Here is a 25,399-nt window from a genome sequence, read left to right on the forward strand (position 1 = left end):
TGGTAATAATAAAAGCGGTAACACATTGCTAATCGGAGTACTAATTTTGTAGTCGCAGGCGAGACCAACGGATACTCAGAGATGTAGTTCAAGAGCTGATGTTGACTTATGGTAGGGAAAAGACGAAGAAATCCGTTAGCCGATTGGCGCTAGAGCTAGACAAGACTCATCCTGTGGAATATTTATATTATCCAAAACTTATTCTTTCATAATATTTAAATAAGGGATAAAATTTCTTTTATCCCTTTTCAAGTCATTCAAGGTCGTCTTTTTCTAGTATCTATGAAAACAATTATTTGTTTTCCCCTTTTGTTGTGCATTTTCTTAAGAAAATGCACAACAAATGTGGCAAGGAAAATGACAACTAAAATGCTAAAGAAAATGATTTCACTGACATCAAAACCAAATGCTGCAGCAACCATTTTGATACCAATAATAGCGATTAATACAAAAGCTGTAGTTTCAAATTCCGGAAATTTCTCAATTAATTTAAGGAATAATTGTGCGACACCACGCATCATTAGTACTCCTAAAATTCCACCAAGGAATAACACCCATACTTTATTAGATAAACCAAAAGCAGCAATAACACTATCGATACTGAAGGTAATATCCATTAATTCTACTAAAAGGACAGTCTTCCAAAAACCATAGCCTTTGTTTTTGACGTCGTCTTCTTCCTCTTCCTTTTTGATTAGGTTTTTTAATGATAACCATAAAAGGTATAAACCACCAATAACCTTAATCCAAGTGAATTTAATAAGAAATACACCTAGTCCGATGGAAATAAATCGGAAAAGATATGCACCTAAGATACCATAAAATAATGCTTTCTTTTGCTGTTTCTTAGGCAAATGTTTTACCATTACAGCAAGCACTAATGCATTATCTGCCGATAACAATCCTTCTAAAATAATTAAACTGAAAATAACTCCCCAACTTGCGGGATTAGAGAGTTCAGACGTTATTGCATGTAATGAAAAGAACTCTCCATAATTGTGAAATAAGTCATGAAAAAATTGTGCCATTTATTTCTACTGCTCCTCCGAAATACTTCCCTTATTTAAACTGCTGTTTTTATACTGTTAAACCATAGTTTCTGCATAATGCAGCTAATCCTCCTGAGAACCCGCTGCCAATGGCATTGAACTTCCATTCCCCTTGATGTTTATAAAGCTCACAAACGACTACAGCGGTTTCAACGGAGAAATCTTCTCCCAAATCAAATCGGAGAATTTCTTGATTGTTTTCAGGATTTACAACCCTTACAAATGCATTGGTAACTTGTCCGAAATTTTGGTTGCGTGCTTCCGCTTCATGGATGGTAACCGTTATACCAATACGTTCAATATGTTGAGATAGCTTAGGAAAATTGATGATAATTTGTTCATCATCTCCATCCCCTTCACCAGTTCGGTTATCACCTGTATGCTCTACACCGCCGTCTGGACTTTTCAGATTATTATAGAAGACAAAATCAAGATCATTAATAACTTTTCCATTTGCATCAGCTAGAAATGCTGAAGCATCAAGGTCAAAATCATGACCTCCATTGTATTTATTTGTATCCCAGCCTAGTCCAATGATCGCTTTCGTTAGTCCTGGATTCGTTTTCGTTAAATCAATTCTTTGTCCTTTGGAAAGTACGATTCCCATGCTCTCACCTCAATATTATATAGTAGATTTATTGAACATCTAAGCCAAAATCAGTGACAAGCGCTGCCAAACCACCTTGATAGCCGCTGCCTATTGCATTAAATTTCCACTCGCCATTATGGCGATATAATTCCCCTACTACAACAGCTGTTTCAATGGAAAAATCCTCCCCTAAATCGTAGCGAATTAATTCTTCCCCATTAGCTTCATTTACAATTCTTACAAACGAATTCGAAACTTGTCCAAAGTTTTGGTTGCGTGCTTCCGCTTCATGAATGGTAATCGTAAATGCGATTTTTTGAATACTGCTTGGAACTTGAGACAGATTGACAGAAATGGTTTCATCGTCTCCTTCTCCAGCTCCTGTACGATTATCGCCATTGTGAACTACAGATCCGTTTCCGCCTTTTAAATTATTGAAAAATATAAAGTCTGCTTCTGAGGTACATTTACCTTCGGAATTTAATAAAAATACGGAGGAATCTAAATCAAAATCATTGCCGCCATCATATTTATTTACATCCCAACCTAAACCTACAACTATGTTTTGCAGTCCTGGGTTAGTCTTTGTTAAATCTACCTTTTGGCCTTTTGCTAAGCTGATTGCCATTTCCATAACATCCTTTCAAAATTTAACTAGAGTTTCATATGAATTTAAACAAGTTTATTAGCGATCTCCCCAATTGAAGTATCTCTTGTACCTTGTCCAATCGCATTAAATTTCCATTCTCCATTATGGCGATATATTTCTCCTGGAATTAGTGCTGTAAAACCACTGTAATTTTCCGTTAAATTAAAATGAGCAAGCTCAGAATTCGTTTTATTATCCACAATTCGAATAAATGCATTTTCAATCATTCCAAAGTCTTGTCGTCTTTGAACAGGCTGATAAATATTAACAACAAATTGAAGCGAATGAATTCTTGAAGGAATTTTATGTAAATCTATTAAAATTTGTTCGTCGTCCCCATCGCCATCACCCGTAAGATTATCACCAGTATGGCGAACACTTCCACATTGACTTTTTAAGTTACCGAAATAGATAACATCATGTTTGCTTTCTAGTTTTCCTGCCTCATTTAACATTATAACAGAAGCATCACAATCAATATTTGGTGTTTTCGTGCCAAAAAATCCTTTTTTCTTCACGGGATCCCAGCCAAGGCCAATTAATAATGAACTAAGACCTGTGTTTCCTTTTGTTAAATCTATTTTTTGACCTTTCGCTAAAGAAATAGCCAAAAAAATCACTCCTTTATGTAATTTATTTCGACATTATACTATTTATATTTTACTTTATTCATAGACAATTTCCAACAAAAACACCTTTAATGAAAGAATTGGTAAACGTTTTAATAGAAATGTTGTACATCTTGCATTTTTTATTACGAATGTCATGAATAAAAAGTTTCAATTTCTTATAATAAATCTTATACCGCTCTAAAAATTAGGGCAGAATTATGACCGCCAAAGCCAAGAGCATTGCTGAGAACCGTTTTTACATCCTTCTTCCTGGCAATATTAGGAACATAATCTAAATCGCATTCTGGATCTTGATTTTCCAAGTGAATGGTTGGCGGAATAACTCCATTACGAATCGTCATTAAGGAGAATATTGCTTCTATAGCCCCAGCAGCCCCCATCATATGTCCAGTCATTGATTTTGTAGAACTTATTGGAATATGATAAGCATTTTCGCCAAATAATTTTTTTATAGCGGCAGTTTCCATTTTATCATTATTTTTAGTACTTGTTCCATGTGCATTAATATAATCAATTTCTTCTTTTCGTAAACTTGCGTCTTTTAATGCCAATTCCATTACCTTTATGCTCCCTTCTCCACCTGGAGCTGGGCTTGTTATATGGTATGCATCGCTATTTGTTGCATATCCAATTATTTCTCCGTAAATATCAGCATTCCTCTTTATTGCTGAATCAAGGGTTTCTAAGAGTAGTGCTCCTGCCCCCTCCCCCATCACAAGGCCATCTCTATTCGCGTCAAAAGGTCGGCAAGCAGATTCAGGGTCTGGATTGGTAGATATTGCACCCATTGCACAGAATGCTCCAACACCAAGCGGTGTAATGGATGCCTCAGCTCCGCCGACTATCATCATTTCTGCATCTCCCCTTTGAATGGCCCTATATCCGTCGCCTATAGCATTCGAACTTGAAGCACATGAAAGAACCACGCAATTATTATATCCTTTTGCACCAAGGGTGATTGCAACTTGACTAGAAGCCATATTACTAATCACCATCGTAGTAGAAAAAGGGTATAAGTTTTGATACCCACCAGTAATTAAGTTCTGATAGCTTTCCTCAAAACTTTCGATACCTCCTATCGCGGTACCAAAACATACTCCTATATTTTCAGGTAAGACATCCTTACCAATGGTCACATTTGCATTCTTTACAGCCATAATGGCAGAGGCAACGGCATACTGTGTAAAGCGATCCATTCGATGCCTTTCATTTACCTTCATATAATTGGATAAATCGAAATCTTTGACCTCTGCTGCGGTTTTTGCAGAAAAATTAGTTGCATCGAATCTAGTTAAATAACCAATCCCAGATCTGCCATTTACTGCTGAGTCCCATATTTCTTCTAGATTATTCCCTAAAGGTGTAACTGCCCCTAATCCTGTTACAACAACCCTCTTCATATTTACATTCCTCCTCCATTTCCCCTATCAAAATAATCCTATTTTTCAGTTTACATTCGACATAAAATTGCAAAAACCTCCAGTATTTACTAATTATTTTTAAAAAAAAAAATCCAAATTGACATTTCTGCCAATTTGGAATAAATTCTTTCCATTCCATATATACTAATGTCCACCTAGATAAGCACTTTTAACCTGGTCACTTGTATTTAATTCGTCCGGTGTACCGGAAAGGACGACTCGCCCTGTTTCGATAACATAAGCTCGGTCAGCGATTGATAAAGCCATATTAGCATTTTGCTCCACTAGCAAAATGGTTGTACCCGTTTGGCTAATCTCCTCAATGATTCGAAAAATGGTTTTCACCAATAATGGTGCTAATCCCATGGATGGTTCATCCAATAAGAGGAGGCGTGGTTTTGCCATTAGAGCCCTGCCCATCGCAAGCATTTGCTGCTCACCGCCGGATAAAGTACCTGCAGACTGTTTTTTACGTTCATAAAGTCTTGGGAATAATTGGTATACCCTTTCGAGATCTTGACGTATACCTGCTTTATCTTTTCTTAAAAAAGCCCCAAGTTCCAAATTTTCCGTTACTGTCATATTGGCAAAAATTCGTCTGCCTTCAGGTACATGAGAAATACCTTGCTTCACAATCGTTTGAGCCGCCTTACCCTTTATTGATTTACGTTCAAATAGTATTTCACCATTTTTTGGCTTTAATAAACCGGAGATGGTTTTCAATAGAGTACTTTTCCCTGCGCCGTTTGCTCCAATTAATGTCACGATTTCCCCTTGATTAATTTCTAGTGACACTCCTTTTAACGCTTGTATATTCCCATAATAAACATCTATGTTTTCAACTTTTAGCATTATGAGACCTCCTCGCCCAGATATGCTTCAATAACTTTTGGATTGTTTCTGATTTCAGAAGGAGATCCCTCAGCAATAAGCTGTCCATGATCAAGTACATAAATTCTCTCACAAACTCCCATAACCAATTGCATATCATGTTCTATTAATAATACAGTTAAATCGAATTTCTCACGTATGAAGCTGATTAAATTCATAAGCTCTTCTGTTTCATTTGGATTCATACCAGCAGCGGGCTCATCCAGTAATAAAAGCTTAGGCTGAGTAGCAAGGGCACGTGCAATTTCTAATCTTCTTTGCTGCCCATATGGCAAGTTCTTTGCCTTTTCATATAAAAAGCCATCAAGATTAAATATTTTCAAGAAGTCTATTGCCTTTTCTTCCATTTCTCTTTCACCTGTAAAATGAGGAGGGAGTCGAAAAATCGAACTTAATATACTGTGTTTTGAGTTTGTATGATAGGCAACCTTCACATTGTCAAGCACTGATAATTCATTAAATAAACGTATATTTTGAAAAGTACGACTGATACCTTTTCGTGTAATTTTATAGGGAGGAAGTCCGTTTAATCTCTTACCTTCAAGTAATATATTTCCTTCTGTTGGAGCATATACACCTGTAAGAAGATTAAAAAAAGTTGTTTTACCTGCTCCATTTGGTCCAATGAGGCCGATTAATTCCCCTTTTTTAATCTCTACATTTGTGTTTGATACAGCTTTTAAACCGCCAAATTGTATCCCTGCATTTTCAACTTTAAGCAACAGTTTGTTTTCCATCATGTTTCCCCCCATCTGATGACTTTCCTTTTTTGAAAAAGGAGGTAATCTCTTTTGTACCTAATAATCCCTGCGGGCGGAAAATCATCATTAAAATCAGTACAAGAGAGTAAATAACCATTCGAGTTTCTGGGTAATCCTGAAGGAATGTAGAAACAATACTTAATAAAATTGCTGCAATTACGGATCCTGATAAACTTCCTAAACCACCTAAAACAACAAAAATTAAAATATCAAAGGACTTCATGAATCCAAAAGACCCTGGCATAATAATATAAAAGTTATGGGAATATAAACCGCCTGCAACTCCAGCAAAAAACGCACCGATAACAAATGCCATTACTTTATAATAAGTTGTATTAATCCCCATTGCATCAGCTGCTATCTCATTTTCGCGGATTGATATACATGCTCTGCCATGGGTAGAGTTAGTAAAATTAACTATGACCAAAATCGTTATAACCATACACCAAAATGCCCATGGCCAGGTTGTTAAATTATCTACCATCATACCACTTGCACCGCCGACATAATCAATATTCAGCAAAGTAATACGAACAATCTCCCCAAAACCAAGGGTGGCAATGGCTAAATAGTCTCCTTTTAAACGTAAGCTTGGGATACCAATAATCAGTCCCGCTATGGCAGCTGCAATACCGCCAACCAATAAAGAAAGTGCAAAAGGTAATTGCAATTTCATCGTAATAATAGCTGCAGAGTATGCTCCGATTGAAAGGAATCCAGCATGTCCAATAGAAAACTGACCCGTTATACCAATTATTAAATGCAAGCTGACAGCTAAAATAATATTAATGACAATTACTAATAGAGTATTTATATAAAAATCATTTAGTAGCTGTCCGGAAATTAAAAACTGAACGATTGCAAAGACGATTATAGCGGCTATTATATTAATATAAAAACTTTTAAATTGTTTTATTTTCTGCATATCCTCGTCACCTTTCTATACTTTTTCCTTCATATTTTTACCAAATATACCTGATGGACGGAAAATTAATATGAGAATTAGGACGACGAATGCAACCCCGTCTCGCCATAACGAAAATCCAAATGCACTGACGATCGCTTCAATCACTCCGAGCAATATACCGCCAACCATCGCTCCCGGAATGATGCCAATACCTCCAAGAACCGCTGCCACAAATGCTTTAATTCCCGGAATCATTCCCATTAACGGCTCAATTTTAATGTAATAAATACCGAAAATAACACCTGCTGCCCCTGCTAGAGCAGAACCGATAGCAAATGTTGCAGATATCGTTCTATCAACATTAATCCCCATTAATTTCGCTGCTTCAGCATCGTGGGAGACGGCACGCATTGCTTTACCTGTTTTTGTTTTATGAACAATAACTTGAAGAATAATCATAAGTGCGATAGATGTTACAAGAATTAATATAGATTGACTGCTTATACTTACCCCAAAAATGTCAAATGTTTTATTGGGTAGAACATTCCTTGGATAAGCATCAGGCTGTGCTCCGCGAATATATACCATTCCATATTCGATAAATAAAGAAACACCAATTGCAGTTATTAGAGCAGCAATCCTAGTAGCATTACGTAATGGTTTGTAGGCAATACGTTCTATTAACATTCCAAATATTGCACATACAAGCATGGATAAAAGCAATGCCGGGAAAAATCCTAAATGTAAATAGGTAATAGAATAAAATCCAATAAATGAACCTACCATAAAAACATCGCCATGGGCAAAATTAATCAATTTAACAATTCCATACACCATCGTATAACCGAGCGCGATCAGTGCATATATACTACCGAGAGATATACCATTAACTAATTGTTGTATGAATTCCATTTTCGCACTCTCCTTGTATAACTTTTTCCAGTCTTTAAAAACTTTAATAGGGGGACAAGTCCCCCCTCTAAGTGGTATTTTCTTAAGGATTTACTTTTGCTTTAAATTGTTGTTTTCCGTCAACATACTCTAAGATAACAGCTGATTTAACCGGGTTATGTTTATCGTCAAATGTAAATGTACCTGTTACTAGCTGGAGATCTTTTGTTTCCTCAAGGGCTTTTTTAATTTTAACTGGATCTCCGCTACCTGCACGTTTTATAGCATCTGCAATCAAATAAAGGGAATCGTATCCAAGTGCATTAAATCCGTCCGGTTCTTGGCCATATTTATCTTTAAATGCTTTTACAAAATCTTGAACCTTTTGATCTTCTGTATTCCCTGAAGAATAGTGATTGGTGATGAAGGTATTATTAAGTGCCTTCGCACCTGCAAGTTCCACTAATTTAGGAGAATCCCATCCGTCACCACCCATAATAGGGACATTAATACCTAAATCACGGGCTTGTTTCACTATGAGCCCAACTTCTTCATAATAACCTGGTACAAATATTACGTCCGGATTTTTGGCTTTAATGTTTGTCAGCTGTGCTCTGAAATCAGTGTCTTTAGCTAAATATGCTTCTTCCTTTGCAATCTTGCCGCCATTTTTCGTGAAAGTATCCTTGAAGTTGCTTGCAAGGCCTTTAGCATAATCACTTGAGCTGTCAATAAAGATCGCTGCATTTTTAGCATTTAAATTGTTGCTAGCGAAATTAGCGGATACAACCCCTTGAAATGGATCAATGAAACAGGTTCTAAATACAAATTCGTTTAATTTTCCCTTATCATAAGTAATATTTGATGCTGTACCAGATGTTGTAATAAGGGGAACTTTCTTTTTATCTACAATTTGAACTTGTGCTAATGTGTCACCGCTTGTTGCGGCTCCAATAATAGCGGACACTTTATTTTGAGTTATCAATTTAAGTGCTGCACTTGTAGCTTCCTGTTGATCCGATTTATTATCGACTTTTACTATTTTAAGTTTCTTGCCATCGATTCCTTTTTTATTAATTTCCTCCAGTGCAAGCGCAATACCTTTATCCGCCGATGAACCATACGAAGCAACACCACCAGATAATTCTAGGTTCTCGCCAATTACTATTGTCTTGCTGTCTTTACCCGAACCTCCAGTTGATGCAGATCCGCAACCGGCAATTACACCTGTTGAAAGCAATAATGACATCATGATTCCTACAAACTTTTTATTTTTCATCTTCTGCCCCCACTTTTAAGTTTATTTTTATGGATGATTCGTCTGAGGAAATACCTCTTTTAAATATCATTCATTTGGGATAATTCCCATAACAAATAATATTCTGAAAACATTGTACAAAATTATTTAATCTACGTCTATACTATATAGGAAAATAGTTCGAAAAATACTAAATATAAGATAAACAATATTTCCACTCATATATTTGGTTTGGAAGTCTTCCATTTTATTTTTTACAATGAAAAAAGTAATGCCCAATTAGCATTACTTCTTTCATTCCTACATCTCATTTTCACGGTAACCTGTATTCGCTTTAACCGATACTTCTGCAAACCGTTTTACATCCTGTTTGTTCGAAATTACCGAACCGATGTACGCTCCGATAAACCCAAGAGGCACGGAAATGATGGCCGGATTTGTTAATGTAATAAGCGGTTCTCCTGTAAAAATTGCTGCACCTTCTACAGGGGAGAATACATTAGGACTAATGATAACTAGAATTAGTGATGATAATAACCCTGAAAGCATTCCGGTAATCGCACCAGCTGTATTAAATTTCTTCCAATAAATCGTAAAGATAATTACAGGCAAGTTGGCACTTGCTGCTACACAGAAAGCAAGTGAAACAAGAAAGGCAACATTCATTTTTTGTGCAAACAATGCTAAAAGAATCGAAAGAACGGCAACTCCAACTGAAGCATATCTCGCTGCTTTCATTTGTTGCTTTTCTGTTACCTCGCCTTTTTTGATTATCTGTGCATAAATATCATGAGCAAATGCAGACGCACCGGATAATACAAGTCCTGCTACAACGGCAAGAATGGTTGCAAAGGCTACTGCTGAAACGAAAGACATTAAGAAGTCCCCGCCAAGTGCACCAGCCAGTAGTGGTGCAGCCATATTCCCTGCTGCATTCGCTTCTTTAATTTTATCAAACCCAACAAATGCAGCCGCACCGAATCCTAAGAAAATAGTTAAAACATAAAAAATCCCAATGACCCATGTTGCGGTAATAACAGAGCTTCTCGCTATTTTTGCATTCTTCACTGTAAAGAAGCGCATTAATATATGTGGAAGCCCTGCGGTTCCCAATACTAGTGCCAACATTAATGAGAGCGTATCCAATGGCATTTTGTATTTGACGCCAGGATTTAAATAATCTGAACCTAGCGGAGTAATGGTTTTCATTTGATGAAACATATTTGCGATATTAAAGTTAAATTTATACAGAACAAGAAAGGATATGACAATCGTACCAATCATAAGTAATATAGCCTTTACTATTTGCACCCAGCTTGTTGCTGTCATCCCGCCAAATAATACATAGATGGTCATCATAACACCCACAATTAAGACGGCAACCCAATAATCTAATCCAAATAATAGCTGAATAAGAGCACCGGCACCAACCAACTGAGCAATCATGTAAAAGATAACGATCGTTATAGTGCTTAAAGCAGCAACTGCCCGAACTTTTTTTGCATCAAATCTTGAATTAATCATATCGGCAAGTGTATATTTACCAAGATTTCTTAAAGGTTCTGCAACGATAAATAATACCACAAGATACGCAATTAAAAATCCAATACTGTAAAAGAATCCATCAAAGCCGTTTAAAGCAATCATCCCGGCGATCCCTAAAAAGGATGCTGCAGATAAATAATCACCTGCAATGGCAAATCCATTTTGCCAACCGTTAAGTCCCCCTCCAGCGGTATAAAATTCATTGGCGGTTTTTGTTTTCTTCGCTGCATAATAAGTAATGACTAATGTAAGGGCAACTATAATAAGAAATAAAGTAATGACAGTTCCACTCATGCTCCAACTTCTCCTTTAATAATATTTTCGGAGATAACTTCATCGGCAAGCTTGTCAAAGGATGCAGCTTTTTTCACGTAAATAGTGCATAACACCCAAGTCATAATAAATTGTAAAAAGGCAAATACCCATGCCCAGGAGATATCACCAAATGCTTTTTTGTTAAGAACAGTCGTGTAGGAGGTAAGAACTGGTAGCGCGAAATAGAAGACTAAGAAGAAAATAGTGCCAGAGACGATAAATTTTTTCTTTGTTGAAATTAGTTTTTTAAATTTACTTGAAGAGGCAATCGATTCATAATCGATATGTTTACGTCCTTGCTTTTGTTTCAGCTTATTTTTTTCCATATTCCTCACTTCCCTTTCAAAATTTTTCATACTTTCTAAATTATAGTAAGTTTAAAAGATAAAACTTGTCAATATTATTTTAATATTTAAAATATAAATGATTTTCAGTATCGGCAGTCTTATTGTATAGTAAAAGAAAGGGCGAGATTATTCACAGTTTTAACAAATGAACAACTAGAATAGGAGGAAATCAGTAAATGAATAAATACTCACAGGCGTATGCAAAGGATTTAGATGCACAAGATGAGTTAGCAATATATAGGAAGGAATTCTATCTTCCTGAAGAAACAATTTACCTTGATGGGAATTCATTAGGTCTCCTCTCTAAGCGGGCGGAAAGCTCATTACTGAAAATATTGGATTCTTGGAAGAGGTTCGGGATAGATGGATGGACAAAAGGAAAATATCCTTGGTTTTATTTATCGGAAAAACTCGGAAATTTAACGGCTCCGCTTGTTGGTGCTTTTCCAGAAGAAATTATTGTAACCGGTTCCACGACGGTAAACCTTCATCAGCTTGTGGCAACTTTTTATAAGCCTAAAGGGAAAAAGACAAAAATATTGGCAGATGAATTAAATTTCCCATCTGATATTTATGCTTTACAAAGCCAGATAAAGCAAAAAGGATATGATCCAGATACTCATTTAATAAGGGTAAAGAGTCAGGATGGCAAAACACTTAATGAAGATGAAATTATCGCAGGGATGACCGATGATATTGCCCTCATTGTACTGCCTAGTGTTCTTTACCGAAGCGGCCAAATACTAGATATGAAACGCTTGACTAAAGCAGCACATGACCGAAATATACGTATAGGATTTGACTTATGCCATTCCATTGGAGCCATTTCCCATGCACTGCATGAATGGAATGTTGATTTTGCTTTCTGGTGCAATTACAAATATTTAAATGCCGGTCCGGGAAGTGTTGGCGGATTATTTGTACACGAACATCATTTTGGAAATGTGCCTGGTCTTGCAGGATGGTTTAGCTCGAACAAGAACGTGCAATTTGATATGGAGCATGTTTTAACACCTGCACATCATGCTGGTGCCTATCAAATTGGAACACCACATCTATTAAGTATGGCTCCTTTAATAGGATCACTTGAAATGTTTGCCGAAGTAGGCATTCAAAAACTTAGAGAGAAATCAATTAAACTTACAAATTATATGATTGAACTTGTGAAGAATGAATTAAATGAATATGGATTTATACTAGCGAATCCGCTCGAAGAAATAAAGCGAGGTGGGCATGTATATCTAGAACACCAAGAGGCTGCCAGCATTTGCAAAGCATTAAAAGCAAACGGGGTGATTCCGGATTTTAGAGCGCCAAATGGCATTAGACTTGCACCAATTGCTTTTTACAATTCCTATCAGGATGTTTACCATGCAATTTCTATCTTAAAAGAAATTATGGTTGAAAAGAAATACAAGAATTTTAAAAATACTAGAGAAGTTATTGCATAAGGAGGATTAAAAACGTATGACTTGGATTGATATTTCACAGCCATTAACCAATGACATTGCAGTTTGGCCAGGAGATACTCCATTTTCCTTTGAGGTTACTGTTACAAAAGAACAAAGCGGGTCCGTCAACATCGGGAAGCTCACAATGAGTGTTCATACCGGTACACACATTGATGCACCCTATCATTTCGATTCTAACGGACGAAAAGTAAAAGAATTGGATGTTTCTATATATGTGGGAAATGCTAGAGTTATTGATGTATCCCATTTAGAGACTATTGGAGCAAATGAGCTTGAAGAGTTTGATTTATCAGGGATAAGCAGATTACTGTTTAAAACAAAATCAATTTCCAATCCTACCATTTTTCCAAATAGTATTCCTTTTTTACATCCTAATCTTGGACCCTATTTAAAACAAAAAGGAATAAAACTTATAGGTGTAGATATCCCTTCTGTTGATCCTTTGGACAGCAAAGATTTAGAAAGCCATCATGCACTTTTTGATAACGGGGTTCATATTTTAGAAAATGTTGTTTTAGCACATGTATCTCCAGGAGATTACCATTTAATTGCTTTACCATTATTGATAGAGGAAGCAGATGGCAGTCCTGTTCGTGCCATCGTGAAGCCTGTTGCATTAACGTAATTGTATGGAGGTGGGATTATGACAGATAAAAAGACGCAGGAAGGAATCTATACGGATTTTACTAATAAAATGACGTATGGAGAATATTTAGAGCTAGATCAGCTGCTTGCAAGTCAAAAGCGGTTATCCAATCATCATGATGAAATGCTGTTCATTATAATTCACCAAGTCAGTGAACTTTGGATGAAATTAATTCTTCACGAACTTACAGCTGCCATACAATCCATACAAGATGGTGAGTTGGCAACCGCGTTTAAAATGCTAGCACGTGTATCCAAAATTCAAACACAAATTATTCAGGCATGGGATGTTTTATCAACTTTAACACCTTCAGAATATATGGAATTTCGTGACCAGTTAGGGCAGGCATCCGGGTTTCAATCCTATCAATATCGAATGATTGAATTTGCATTGGGCTATAAGTCAAAACATATACTGGCAATCTATAAAAAAGATGCACTTCTGCATGATAAGTTAACAAAGGCGTTACATTCGCCAAGTATATATGATGTAGCAATTCAGGCATTAAACAATGAAGGCTTTTTTATTGAAGAACAGCTATTAGAACGGGACTACTCTTCTCCTTATGTAGCCAATCATACCGTTGAAGCAGCATGGTTAGAAGTATACAGAAATGTCGATCAATATTGGGATTTATATCAATTAGCAGAAAAACTAGTAGATATTGAAGATTGGCTTCAGCAATGGCGATTTCGTCATATGAAAACAGTAGAAAGGATTATCGGTCACAAACCGGGTACAGGTGGTTCAGCGGGGGTCAGTTACTTAAAAAAAGTTTTGGACCATCGTTTTTTTCCTGAACTTTGGGATTTACGGACAAAGTTATAAGCTTGATTTTCCCACACTCACATTTTGAAACTAGGTATATACCTATAGTTTGTCACACATTCACTCCTAGTTCATATGATGGTTAAACTAGATGCTCTTTTCGTAAATATTGATTTACTTGTTCTCCTTATTAAACAAGTTTTTAAATAGGACGAAAAGTTACTTCATATTCAAATAAATTACAGTTTAAACCATTATGTGAAAAACAACAATCGAAGGCAAAATCAGCCTTAATATGATTTGATTTTAGGGGTGAAAAACTTGAAATCTACTTATCAGGATGCACTAGCATCTTATGGTATAGGCGGGGCACATCCAGGCGGACTGCATCTGACAAAGCAAATTTTGCAAAAAGAGGGAATTTCACCAAATACAGCGGTATTAGATGCCGGATGTGGAACTGGCCAGACTTCAGCATATCTTGCCAAGGAATATAAATGTCAAGTTACCGCAATTGACCATCATCCGATAATGGTAGAAAAAGCAAAGCAGCGTTTTTCCAGAGAAAATTTGTCTATTCCAGTATTCCAAGGAAGTATTGAGAAATTGCCTTTTCCCGATCAGTCCTTTGATATAGTAATTGCAGAGTCCGTAACTGCCTTTACTAATATTAGTAAAACACTAAACGAATACTACCGTGTTTTAAAACCAAATGGAATTCTAATAGATTTAGATATGACAGCTGAAGGACCTCTTAGTAATGAAGAAAAAGATCAAATTTGTACCGTATATGGGATGGACAATATTCTAACAGAAAATGAATGGTTGCAACAAATGGCTGCATCAGGATTCTTTCCGATTAAGATACTGCTGGGCACATCCATCCTAAATCATTTGCAGCAACCACAACCATTACTCGATCCGGAATTTGAAATGTCTCCCAATGTTACACCTGATTTAGTCGCTATTTTACTTGCACATAATCAGCTAACAAATGTCTATGGACATTTAATTGGTTTTCGTGTATTTCGAGCAGAAAAAAGCTTTTAGAAAGAATGCCCGCAGCGTTTTCGAAACGCTATGGGCATTCTTTAATACTATCCTATTAATGTTTTGTCCACATTCTCCCGCCATCTTTTCTGCACGTTAATTTCTCTCTATCCATCGCTTCTAAAAACGGAACCAAATATTTTCTTGAAAAACCAAGAATCGCTTTTGCTTCTTGCATGTCAAAAATAGCATTTGTTTTGGTCTTGAGTTCATTTACATAATATTGAAAGACATCCTTTTGCCAGTAAAGGGCTGGGGTCAATGGAACAATACTTCCTTCGTCCATTAAAAATTTAATAACTTCTTGCGCCTTATTACTCTCAATGCCTGATTTCTCTATGTATGTTATAAAGTTATCTACTTTCCAATTATCATTTTTAAGCGAGGCCACTAAAGATGACATCGGTTTTATCCATTTCTCAGGGAGATGCGGATGAAAATCCTTTTTGAATACGTAAGGTCCCTCTTGTTCCCATTTGCCTTGTTCGAGACCCTTCTTTAAGCAGTACTCTATTAAGTGTTCGGGATATTGCCTTTGTATACTTTGAAATAATTCCGCTTTTCTTAATCCTGTTTGTAATGGATTCAGATGATGAAAATCAATTATGTTACGTTCCATTTCATTGACCATTTCGTTTAATATTTTTCTATGTGTTACGAAATCATTATAGACGATCCATTCCTGATGCTGAATTTCTTTTTCAAGCTCCTCCTGAGAAATAGACAAATTAGATAAAATGAGCTTTTTTTCCAGCGCTTTTGCTTCCTCTAGAAAAGAGAATAATCTGTCCGAAAAGCTACCGGACTTTTTCTTTTGTAAAAGAGTAATCGTATCCCGGCCAAATTTATACCTTTTCCCATTCGGATCAATAATCCATCCGCCGCCTATTGTTTCGAACGGAGATGGTCTTCTAATAATAAAGCGATCCCCTCGCTTTGCCACAATAGGAGAATCTAATCTTAATTGACATAATATATCTTCTTTTTCCATCGTAACTTCATTACGATCAAAGAAAACAATTTTCCCCATTACCTCAGTAGTGCCAATATAGCATTTAATAGGCATACGCTGTTTAACTGTATATTTTAAGTTACTTCCTAAACTTAAATTAACATCAATTGTATCGGATGTTATGTATGAATTAGAGCTAACTAGTGTATCTCCTCTTTTCATTTGATGTAATGGAATACCTGTTATGTTTAATGCCGTTCTTTGTCCAGCATACGCAGTGTCCACTTGTTCATGATGTACCTGAATTTGTCTAACCTTCACATCGAGTTGGTTAGGAAGACTTATTAACTTGTCTCCTTCTTTTACAGATCCCTCATAAATAGTTCCCCTCACAACAGTTCCTTGACCTTTTACCGTGAATACTTGATCGATTGGAAAACGAAAGGTATCATATATATGCCTTTCAGGCTGCAAAAGCAACGTTTCTACAATAGAAGATTTCAACATATCACAACCTTCCCCTGTTACGCTGCTAACTGGGAAAATTGGTACCCCTTCAAACATTGTACCGTTCAAGCCTGCCTGAATATCCTCAACAGCCATTTTTAATACTTCTTCATCAACCTTATCTATCTTGTTAAGGACAATGCATCCATGTTCAATATTAAGAAAGGAAAGTATTTCTGCATGCTCCAAAGTTTGTGGCATAACTCCTTCATCCGCTGCAATAACAAGAACAACATAATCAATTCCTGCTACACCAGCAATCATCTGACGAATAAATCGTTCATGACCTGGCACATCAATGATGGAGATCTGAATCCTATCATCATCATAAAGAGGAGCAAAACCAGGCTCAATCGAAATTTGCCGTTCCTTTTCTTCTTTCAATCGATCTGTATCAACATTTGTTAAAGCTTTTGTCAATGCAGTCTTTCCGTGATCGATGTGGCCTGCCATTCCTACAGTAAAATACCTTTTTTTCATATACTCACCTGCTAAAAATTATCCGTTTTTACTTTTATGAAACCATTTTCTAGCAAAGACAACATTCATGGAGATTGCTGCAGCAAAAATTAACAGAAAGAAAATCCCAATCCATAGATAATGAAGGTAAAAACATACAATTGCAAAACAGAGAATTGCTAACGTTATAATGCACCCAAAAAACAGGGTTGCAACATAATACGTTTTTTCCAAGAAAAAACACCGCCAATTATAAATAAATTAATATAGTAAAGCTTTATTCAAATTATACTTAAAAACGTGTAATTGAGCCAGTTTGTCATAAAAACATGTCAGTGGTATTAATATCGATAACCTTTACATGCATCATTTATAAAAATGTTTTTATTAATCTTATATCAATACGGAAATTACAACAGCTTTTTCTCCATATAAAAGTTAATTCATTTTTTTCATAGATTTATAAGTTATAAGCCGTTAGATTCCAGCGGAAATATAAAAAAAAGAGGAATTAACCCATCGCTTGTCTTACCATAGTTACATATAAATAACGTACACAATAACTACAGAGATAGAAGTAATGGATGGACAAATTCTATACATTAATATAATTCCTTAGGAGGATTTCCGATTAAAGGTGATTATATGAAAGGAGTAATAAAATGTCTTCAATTATGGTTTGGATGACCATATTAGCTTTTATCGGTACCGTCATCTTAATACTATGGAGGCCTAAAGGAATTAATGAAGCTGTTCCAGCAATGGCAGGTGCTCTTCTAGTGATACTTAGCGGTAGTGTATCGATATCCGATCTCGGTACCATAACAGAAACCATAAGTGGTGCAGCCATAACCATTATGGCAACAATCGTTATGGCAATTGTATTAGAAAGCTTCGGCTTCTTTCATTGGATGGCCGAAAAGTTAGCAGAGAAAGCAAGAGGGTCAGGAATTCGGTTATTTTGGTATGTAAATCTCCTATGTTTTTTAATGACACTCTTTTTTAATAACGATGGAAGTATTTTAATTACAACACCTATTTTAGTTATGCTTTTAAATAATATGGGATTAAAAAATCATCAGAAAATACCCTATTTGCTTTCAGGAGGTCTTATTGCAACTGCATCCAGTGCCCCCATCGGGGTAAGTAATATCGTAAATTTAATCGCATTAAAAATAGTGAATATGACGTTATACATGCATACAGCAATGATGTTTATTCCTGCCACGCTCGGATTGCTTTTTCTCGTTGTCCTACTGTTTTTCAGGTTTCATAAAGATATTCCAAAAACAGTACCAACAAGAGTATCAGGCCTTTCTAATCCAGCTTATCACCCACTTAAAGCCCCGATTGAAACAGACAATGATAAGAAACAGACCCGTTTTATGAGAAATGTTCTCCTCTTCGTTTTAGCTGTACGTTTGAGTTTATTTGCTGCATCCTATTTTTCCATTCCTGTTTCCGTGATGGCTGTCTTCGGATCATTAGTTTTGTTGAGCTGGAGATGGATTTATTTAAAAGTACCACCTATTGATATGCTGAAAAAGACTCCATGGTATATTCTCGTGTTTGCTTTCGGTATGTATGTGATTATATATGGGTTGCACAATATTGGGTTGACTGAATGGCTTATTCATTTTATGCACCCTATTGTTTCAGGAAGCTTACTCCATGCAAGTGTTATGATGGGGCTGCTACTTACCGTTTTATCTAATATTTTTAATAATCACCCTGCTCTGATGGTTGGAACGCTCACTTTAACAAATATGAATCTAGATCCCCTTTCCCTTAAAATCTCGTATTTGGCAAATGTTATCGGAAGTGATATCGGTTCATTGCTTTTACCGATGGGAACACTAGCAACACTTATGTGGATGCACATTCTTAAAAAAGGGAAAGTTAGAATCACATGGAAACAATATGTAAAAATCACCATTACCGTTATTCCACCTACATTGATATTTACCTTATTCATCCTCTATTATTGGGTTTCATGGTTATTTTAATCCGAAAAAGAAACGGTATTTTGGGATATCCAATAAATATAAGATCTTGTATGTACCTTAAATTTTGAAAAGTTGCATCGTTGGTTTTTAACCAAAAAAAAATCCTAATGAAGATCATTAGGGGAAAATTGTGCACTATTTAAACTGATTCGTCGGAGGATGTGATCAGTTTTTTATTTTATTTTGAGACATTTATACATTAGATATTTTCAATGAAAACACAAACGAATTTTCTAAAACTTTATATAACTATGTCATTTTTTTCTTTTTATGAACAATGAGTTTAAAATTCGGCTAACTGGAAACATTATAAGATGCATTATACTAAAATGATAATGACTGCATACATTAATATTTATATAGAAAAACTAGGAGGTCCAAGACAATGAAGACCAGGATAGATTGGAAAGGTAAAATGGCATTTTCGAGTATAACACCATCCGGTCATGAAATAAAAATGGATGCTGCAGAAGAAGACGGGGGTTCAAATAGTGGGGCAAGACCGACAGAAATACTCCTTGATGCAGTAGCAGGCTGTACAGGAATTGATATTATCTCTATTTTGACAAAAATGCGATTGAACCCTACTAATTTTTACATGGATGTGGAAGGTCAGCGGGCAAACGATCACCCCAAAAAATTTACAGAGATTCACATTCACTATGTATTAGAAGGAGACCTTCCTGAAGATAAGGTCGTTCGGGCGATCCAGCTTTCCGTAGATAAATATTGTTCAGTAGCCCATTCATTAAGCGCAACTATCCATGTAAGTTACTCCATTAATGGCATGAAAACAAAAGGCATTTAAATAGTTGGGTAAGAAAAGTGATATTCATATCTATATCTGCCAGAAGGGTTATATCTTTATAGATTTATTTCCCATTACTACAAACAAGTTTCTCTAATATGCTAACGAATGGATGTTTCTGTTTTCTGAAATATCCCTTTTATCTTGCTTATTAGCGCCCTCATAGACATATCGTAACAGCCGAAACTAGGCGCTTGAGTTATAACATATGCGACTAAGTAGCTTAATTTTCAAAAATATTTCTAGGCTTCATTTCCTTGTATAAATATATCATACTTATTGTACAGGATAATCCTCTTCTCAATTCCAAGTAATCAAGCAGATATTCTTGATATGTAAGGAATGGCGGGACTGCCTGGGAATCGAACCCAGCAGAGACGGCACGCGCCTCTCAGGAAGGTTTTGAAGACCTCGGCATGCACCAGCAACACAATCAGCCCCATAGCACTTTTTCTATTATAGTGAATTTGCCTATTATTCACAAGTAAGAAGCAACCACATTGTTTTACGCTTGTCTGTACTAACCCTTTTTGACTATAATGTAGAAAGATAGTAATGTTCGTGGGGGGTTCATTCATGCTTCAAGGTTGGTTTTTATGGTTCATTCTTTTTTGGGTAGTCATACTAATCTCTTTAATGGCTATTGGCGGCTTTTTTATGTTTCGAAAGTTTTTAAAAAAACTGCCAAAAGAAGATGGGAAATCTGTAATGGATTGGGAAGAGCATTTTGTTAATACAACCAGAAATCTTTGGACAGATGATAAGAAGGAATTACTAGAAGAATTGGTTAGTCCAGTACCTGAATTATTCCGGGATGTTGCAAGACACAAAATTGCGGGAAAAATAGGTGAGGTCGCTTTAGAGGATAAAGCAAAGTCTATTACGGTAGATCATGTTATCCGAGGTTATATTCTAGCTACTCCGAAAAGGGATCATAAATTTTTAAGAAAAAAATTAAATGAAATGCAAATAGATTTGGCTCCATATGAGCATTTATTTTAAAAAAGAAGAAAAGCGAGACACCAAAGTGCTTCGCTTTTTCTTTTTATTATATCCCTTTTGTCTGTATGTTCTCATCCATCCCATTTGCCAATTTGCGATATTGAAGATACATCGCAATCCTCCATGGTAAAATCATACTGAATGCAAGTAGGAAAAACATGCCGCTTAGCTGACCTACATCTATTTCGGAGCTAAGAACCAGCTTCATGACTAAGCGAATGACTAAAAGTCCAATTAAAATAAATGGAAATGCCTTAGAACGTTTTAAATAAATATCATTGTCACGTACTTCAAACCGAGATGTTTTTATTAATAAAGTGGAAAATACCATCCCTACAACAATAGACTCCAAAACCTCACCTAATGTCAATCGAAAAGTGGGAACGATATACATTAAGAAACCCGTACTCATAAAAAATGGAGGTAAAATGATTTTTTTTACGGAAACAGGTTTGTTTGATGCCTTAAGTCTGATAAAAATTACCATGGCTCCCATGCATAAGGCGATAATGGATGAAACGATAATTTCTGTCATATAAAATCATCCTCTTTAATAAGGCACTTTTCTTCACTATGTTGCTTTTGCAGACGAAAAAATTATAAACATCTTTCTTTAGGTTAAACAACATTTCGAAAAAGATGTTCTAAAACTGAATCTGCATTAACAATTTACGAAAAGCAACCATAAATATGAAAAAAGCCTATTATTTATGTTATTTTTATATAATATTATATACTAAATTGGTGTCAAGTATTAAGTTCACTCTCTTATTATAACGAATTTTGTTCAGAACACAAATACCCAAATCATGAACGATATATGAAAAAAACCATCCGACTTATTTATCGAATGGTTCTACAGTACTCTGCTGATCGCAGCATTCACTCTGCTTTCATCAAACGGTTTTACAATATAGTCTTTGGCACCTGCCTCTATCGCACTTAAGACCATTTGCTGTTGCCCCATAGAGGAACACATAATAATCTTGGCATCAGGAAATTCACCTATTATTTGTTTCACTGCTTCAATTCCAGTCATTTCTGGCATAGTAATATCCATTGTTACTACATCTGGCTTCAGTGATCGGTATAGTTCTGTTGCTTGCCGTCCATTTTCTGCCTCTCCAATCACTTCATGATTTCCTTGTTTCAGCATATTCGTTAATGTTACTCTCATAAATTTTGCATCATCTACTACTAACACTTTTGCCAAAGATGCTTCCCCCTCACCCAACACACAATATTACCGAAAGATTCATACTATTATTACATTAACTATATCAAATAACTTCCATTTCATGCAATATAATTGTGAGAAAGTACTATTTACCTAAAAGCTTCATTATCCGAAAATGAATAAAACCACTTTAGAAACCTTGAAACCCTCCGAATAATAAGCTCATATAGCTGGTTATGATGGTCATCCAATTAAAGAAAAGGAATACTCCCATAATAATCATTATTGCTCCGCCAACTTTTACAATTTTTGCACTGTGTCTACGTATCCATTGCAGTTTTCCAATAAAAAAGGAAAGAACGAAAAATGGGATGGCAAATCCTAAGACATAGGCAACCATATAGATTACTGCGGACCCGGGATTCGAAACAGTTAAAGAAAAAAGTGCTACTAGAATTGGGCCTGTACAAGGAGTCCATCCAGCTGCAAAAGCAATACCAATCAAAATGGAGCCGACAAAGCCTAAAGGGCGGCTTTTAAAATGATATTTATGCTCCTTCATCATAAATTTCGGGTTCAAAAAACCTATAACAACTAATCCAAAAAAGACAATGAGGATTGCACCAATCTGTCTAATCAGATTCTTATAATCGCGAAAAAGATGTCCAATAAATGAACCGCTGTACCCTAAAGCAATAAATACAATAGAAAAACCTAATATAAAGCATAGGGTATGAAGCATACTTCTCTTTTGTAGCATGGCATTTTCCGTTTTAAGTTCATTAACGGACATTCCAGTTATGTAAGAAATAAATGCCGGATAGAGTGGCAAACAACAAGGCGAAATAAAACTTAGAAAACCAGCTCCAAGAGCTAGAAAAAAATTTAAATCCACATTAGACATATATCACAACTCCTGCTAATTATCTGACTTTGTCAGTAAAAGATCAAATACACAATCTCCTTGGTTATCGTTGTACGGAATTCGTAAAATCAACGATTCCTCTTATATTTTACCAAATTTATGCTAAATAAATGAATAGGTAACATGTGACGTTTTTATGGCACTCCGCTTTTTTTACAATTAGGAAAAAGAACTTCTTTTTGAAAAAGTGTAAAAGAATGGTTATACTATTAATAATCTATTATTTTTTCAAAATGTTTATATTGTCACTCTATTAATGAAAGGAACACAGCCGTGTCAAAAGATCAACTTTCCATCCTAATAGAAAAAAAACGAGCTGAATTAATAGAAATGGTTATGATTGAGGGACTGCACTCTCCAAATACAATTCTTTATAGTCAAGAATTGGATCAATTACTGAATCAATATAACGAAATTTACATTGTTAAAAGGACATCTTCCTCTCTTGTTACAAATAAAAGTTCATAATCTAGTACTGAATAAAAAAACGAGTGATAGCAACCACTCGTTTTTTTTAAAAGTATATGTTTACTACTGTAAATTTATTTAACAAATTAATCTCTGTCTTGCTTCTACGCTTTTCTTATATGCTTTGCTCTAATTCGGCCATTCCGTTCTGTAATAAATACATTTTATGATACAGTCCTCTTTTTGCAATTAATTCTTGATGTGTACCTCTCTCTACTACCTCGCCCTGATGTAGCACCAATATTAAATCTGCATCCTGAATGGTGGAAAGGCGATGGGCAATCGCAATGGTAGTACGACCTCTACGCATTTTCTCTAAGGCATCCTGAATTAATTCTTCCGTTTCCGTATCTATGTTTGCTGTTGCTTCATCCAAAACTAAAATTTTTGGATCTGTTGCAATGGTTCTGGCAAACGCTATTAACTGACGTTGACCACTAGAAAAAGTGGCACCACGTTCTACAACCTTATGGGAATAGCGGTCATCCATTTTCTCTATAAAGGTATGTGCCTGCACAAATTTAGCTGCCTCTTCAATTTCTGAATCTGTAATTGCATTATTATGAAGACGAATATTGTCTTTTATCGTACCGTAGAATAAAAACGGATCTTGAAGTACTAACCCCATTTTGTTACGTAATTCCGACATGGGGTACTCTTTTATAGATTTTCCATCAATGATTATTTCTCCTTTTTCAAACTCATAGAACCTCATCATTAAATTAATAATAGAGCTTTTTCCGCTACCAGTATGCCCTACTAAAGCTACGGTTTGACCTGGCTTAGCAACAAAGGAAATATTTTTTAAAACTTCACGCTTTCCATCGTAGGAAAAGCTTACATTTCTAAATTCAATCTCGCCTTCTACAATTTTTAATTGTTTTCGGTTCTCTTGAATAGGTGCTACTTCCTGCTCATCCATTACTTTAAAAATCCTCGATGCTGCTACGATAGCTTGCTGAAACATAGACAAGCGAAACATCATTTGATTGACAGGTTCAAAAAATCGATCTAAATAGTTAACAAATGCATATAATACACCAATTTCCACTGTATGATGGAACGATGTTATACCGAAAAAGCTTAAAACAATAATTAAAGCAAAAACATAGATTAAATCGATGGCCGGTCGAAGTAATAATCCATCAATCTTAATATTTCTCATTCCAGCTTTATAATGCTTTTCATTTATTTCAGAAAATTCATCTCTAAGTCTCTTCTCTTGTCGAAATACTTGGATAATGGACATCCCTTGCAGAGACTCATTTAATTTGGCATTCAACTGACTTAGTCGCTCGCGCATTTCCTGGTAAAATACTGAGCTAAATTTTCGATATAGTACCATAACATAGAATATTAATGGCAATATACATAAACAAAATAATGCGAGCTTTGTATTTAAAGAGAACATAGCAATAAAAATACCTACTAATAAAAAGCTGCCCTGGATAAAGGTAACCATTACATTTACAAACATATCAAAGATAGCTTCTGTATCATTCGTAATTCTTGAAACAATACTTCCTGCGGGTGTCTTATCAAAATAACGCATTCCTAATGTTTGCACCTTGGAATACACATCAATTCTCAGCTGCTGAATAATTTTGATGGCGATTTCCTGAAACTTAAAAATTTGAAAATAAGAAATAACAACTTTAAATATTTGGATCCCAATATAAAGACATGCTAAAGTAACAAGCGGCTTATATGGAAAATGATGCGGGGTTAAATAATCATCAATAAATCGTTGGATAATAATTGGTCCATATATATCACCCAAAGTCGCTAACAATAACAATGTAAAAGCGAATATAATAATCTTTAAATGGGGTTTTGTATAACTCATTAGTCGAAATAATACTTTACGTTGTTCCTTCCCGGACATTGATGTCATCTTATCCATT

Annotated in this window: 25 protein-coding genes and 1 tRNA gene; 8 read left to right on the plus strand and 18 right to left on the minus strand. The window is 35.6% G+C overall.

The annotated features are described in order from the left end of the window. Positions 1-257 precede the first annotated feature (257 nt). The 12 genes from AN964_RS13805 to AN964_RS13860 form a co-directional block, all read right to left on the minus strand. Positions 258-1,028 (minus strand): TerC family protein, encoded by a 771-nt coding sequence (locus AN964_RS13805; protein ID WP_055740234.1) that lies wholly within the window; start codon positions 1,026-1,028, stop codon positions 258-260. Between the two features lie 49 nt (positions 1,029-1,077). Further along, on the minus strand, positions 1,078-1,656 hold the full coding sequence (locus AN964_RS13810) for a TerD family protein (RefSeq protein WP_055740235.1): 579 nt from the start codon (positions 1,654-1,656) through the stop codon (positions 1,078-1,080). Positions 1,657-1,684: 28 nt separating this feature from the next. Continuing rightward, positions 1,685-2,266: a TerD family protein gene (locus tag AN964_RS13815; RefSeq protein ID WP_055740236.1), complete on the minus strand. Its 582-nt coding sequence runs from the start codon at positions 2,264-2,266 to the stop codon at positions 1,685-1,687. 44 nt (positions 2,267-2,310) lie between these two features. Then, positions 2,311-2,898 (minus strand): TerD family protein, encoded by a 588-nt coding sequence (locus tag AN964_RS13820; RefSeq protein ID WP_055740237.1) that lies wholly within the window; start codon positions 2,896-2,898, stop codon positions 2,311-2,313. 188 nt (positions 2,899-3,086) lie between these two features. Then, positions 3,087-4,319 carry a beta-ketoacyl-ACP synthase II gene (fabF, locus tag AN964_RS13825; protein ID WP_055740238.1) on the minus strand — a complete coding sequence of 411 codons (1,233 nt, stop codon included), beginning with the start codon at positions 4,317-4,319 and terminating at the stop codon, positions 3,087-3,089. Between the two features lie 165 nt (positions 4,320-4,484). Beyond that, positions 4,485-5,192 (minus strand): ABC transporter ATP-binding protein, encoded by a 708-nt coding sequence (locus AN964_RS13830; RefSeq protein WP_055740239.1) that lies wholly within the window; start codon positions 5,190-5,192, stop codon positions 4,485-4,487. After that, positions 5,192-5,971, minus strand: a complete 780-nt coding sequence (locus tag AN964_RS13835; RefSeq protein WP_055740240.1) for an ABC transporter ATP-binding protein — start codon at positions 5,969-5,971, stop codon at positions 5,192-5,194. Before AN964_RS13835 ends, AN964_RS13830 begins: the two co-directional genes overlap by 1 nt. Continuing rightward, positions 5,946-6,917, minus strand: coding sequence for a branched-chain amino acid ABC transporter permease (locus AN964_RS13840; RefSeq protein WP_055740241.1), 972 nt, complete (start codon positions 6,915-6,917; stop codon positions 5,946-5,948). Before AN964_RS13840 ends, AN964_RS13835 begins: the two co-directional genes overlap by 26 nt. 15 nt (positions 6,918-6,932) lie before the next feature. Beyond that, the gene (locus AN964_RS13845) at positions 6,933-7,811 is read right to left on the minus strand and encodes a branched-chain amino acid ABC transporter permease (protein WP_055740242.1); all 879 of its coding nucleotides are present in this window, start codon (positions 7,809-7,811) and stop codon (positions 6,933-6,935) included. 82 nt (positions 7,812-7,893) lie between these two features. Next, positions 7,894-9,069, minus strand: a complete 1,176-nt coding sequence (locus AN964_RS13850; protein ID WP_055740243.1) for an ABC transporter substrate-binding protein — start codon at positions 9,067-9,069, stop codon at positions 7,894-7,896. A gap of 279 nt (positions 9,070-9,348) precedes the next feature. Continuing rightward, positions 9,349-10,887: a solute symporter family protein gene (locus AN964_RS13855; RefSeq protein WP_055740244.1), complete on the minus strand. Its 1,539-nt coding sequence runs from the start codon at positions 10,885-10,887 to the stop codon at positions 9,349-9,351. After that, positions 10,884-11,234, minus strand: coding sequence for a DUF485 domain-containing protein (locus tag AN964_RS13860; protein WP_055740245.1), 351 nt, complete (start codon positions 11,232-11,234; stop codon positions 10,884-10,886). Before AN964_RS13860 ends, AN964_RS13855 begins: the two co-directional genes overlap by 4 nt. A gap of 197 nt (positions 11,235-11,431) precedes the next feature. On the opposite strand from AN964_RS13860, the gene kynU reads away from it, so the two are divergent. The 4 genes from kynU to AN964_RS13880 all read left to right on the plus strand — a co-directional run bounded on the left by kynU (position 11,432) and on the right by AN964_RS13880 (position 15,191). After that, complete coding sequence (gene kynU, locus AN964_RS13865; RefSeq protein WP_055740246.1) at positions 11,432-12,706, plus strand: kynureninase; 1,275 nt, start codon at positions 11,432-11,434, stop codon at positions 12,704-12,706. 16 nt (positions 12,707-12,722) lie between these two features. Continuing rightward, complete coding sequence (gene kynB / locus AN964_RS13870) at positions 12,723-13,352, plus strand: arylformamidase (RefSeq protein ID WP_055740247.1); 630 nt, start codon at positions 12,723-12,725, stop codon at positions 13,350-13,352. An 18-nt stretch (positions 13,353-13,370) separates the two neighbouring features. Beyond that, positions 13,371-14,201 carry a tryptophan 2,3-dioxygenase gene (gene kynA / locus AN964_RS13875; protein ID WP_055740248.1) on the plus strand — a complete coding sequence of 277 codons (831 nt, stop codon included), beginning with the start codon at positions 13,371-13,373 and terminating at the stop codon, positions 14,199-14,201. Between the two features lie 261 nt (positions 14,202-14,462). Beyond that, the gene (locus tag AN964_RS13880) at positions 14,463-15,191 is read left to right on the plus strand and encodes a class I SAM-dependent methyltransferase (RefSeq protein ID WP_055740249.1); all 729 of its coding nucleotides are present in this window, start codon (positions 14,463-14,465) and stop codon (positions 15,189-15,191) included. A 55-nt stretch (positions 15,192-15,246) separates the two neighbouring features. On the opposite strand, the gene selB is transcribed toward AN964_RS13880, so the two are convergent. Next, on the minus strand, positions 15,247-17,130 hold the full coding sequence (gene selB, locus AN964_RS13885) for a selenocysteine-specific translation elongation factor (RefSeq protein WP_055740250.1): 1,884 nt from the start codon (positions 17,128-17,130) through the stop codon (positions 15,247-15,249). A gap of 641 nt (positions 17,131-17,771) precedes the next feature. On the opposite strand from selB, the gene AN964_RS13895 reads away from it, so the two are divergent. Further along, positions 17,772-19,115, plus strand: coding sequence for an arsenic transporter (locus tag AN964_RS13895; protein ID WP_055740252.1), 1,344 nt, complete (start codon positions 17,772-17,774; stop codon positions 19,113-19,115). Positions 19,116-19,500: 385 nt separating this feature from the next. Continuing rightward, positions 19,501-19,923, plus strand: coding sequence for an OsmC family protein (locus AN964_RS13900; protein WP_055740253.1), 423 nt, complete (start codon positions 19,501-19,503; stop codon positions 19,921-19,923). 343 nt (positions 19,924-20,266) lie between these two features. Here the strand turns inward: AN964_RS13900 and AN964_RS26090 are convergent. Continuing rightward, positions 20,267-20,364 (minus strand) — tRNA-Sec (locus AN964_RS26090). A gap of 135 nt (positions 20,365-20,499) precedes the next feature. Here AN964_RS26090 and AN964_RS13905 point away from each other — a divergent pair. Next, the gene (locus AN964_RS13905) at positions 20,500-20,925 is read left to right on the plus strand and encodes a DUF2621 domain-containing protein (protein WP_055740254.1); all 426 of its coding nucleotides are present in this window, start codon (positions 20,500-20,502) and stop codon (positions 20,923-20,925) included. A gap of 46 nt (positions 20,926-20,971) precedes the next feature. Here AN964_RS13905 and AN964_RS13910 read toward each other — a convergent pair whose 3' ends face one another. From AN964_RS13910 to AN964_RS13920, 3 genes are all read right to left on the minus strand, one after another. Next, on the minus strand, positions 20,972-21,460 hold the full coding sequence (locus tag AN964_RS13910; RefSeq protein WP_055740255.1) for a CcdC family protein: 489 nt from the start codon (positions 21,458-21,460) through the stop codon (positions 20,972-20,974). 321 nt (positions 21,461-21,781) lie between these two features. Next, entirely contained in the window at positions 21,782-22,138 is a 357-nt protein-coding gene (locus AN964_RS13915) for a response regulator (protein ID WP_055740256.1), read from the minus strand. A gap of 154 nt (positions 22,139-22,292) precedes the next feature. After that, the gene (locus tag AN964_RS13920; protein ID WP_055740257.1) at positions 22,293-23,006 is read right to left on the minus strand and encodes a cytochrome c biogenesis protein CcdA; all 714 of its coding nucleotides are present in this window, start codon (positions 23,004-23,006) and stop codon (positions 22,293-22,295) included. 294 nt (positions 23,007-23,300) lie between these two features. Here AN964_RS13920 and AN964_RS13925 point away from each other — a divergent pair, with 294 nt between their 5' ends. Next, positions 23,301-23,495, plus strand: a complete 195-nt coding sequence (locus tag AN964_RS13925) for an aspartyl-phosphate phosphatase Spo0E family protein (RefSeq protein WP_055740258.1) — start codon at positions 23,301-23,303, stop codon at positions 23,493-23,495. Between the two features lie 115 nt (positions 23,496-23,610). On the opposite strand, the gene AN964_RS13930 is transcribed toward AN964_RS13925, so the two are convergent. Then, complete coding sequence (locus AN964_RS13930) at positions 23,611-25,398, minus strand: ABC transporter ATP-binding protein (RefSeq protein WP_055740259.1); 1,788 nt, start codon at positions 25,396-25,398, stop codon at positions 23,611-23,613. Position 25,399 lies beyond the last annotated feature (1 nt).

Origin of the sequence: Heyndrickxia shackletonii (assembly GCF_001420715.1) — a bacterium.
Lineage (GTDB): Bacteria > Bacillota > Bacilli > Bacillales > Bacillaceae_C > Margalitia > Margalitia shackletonii.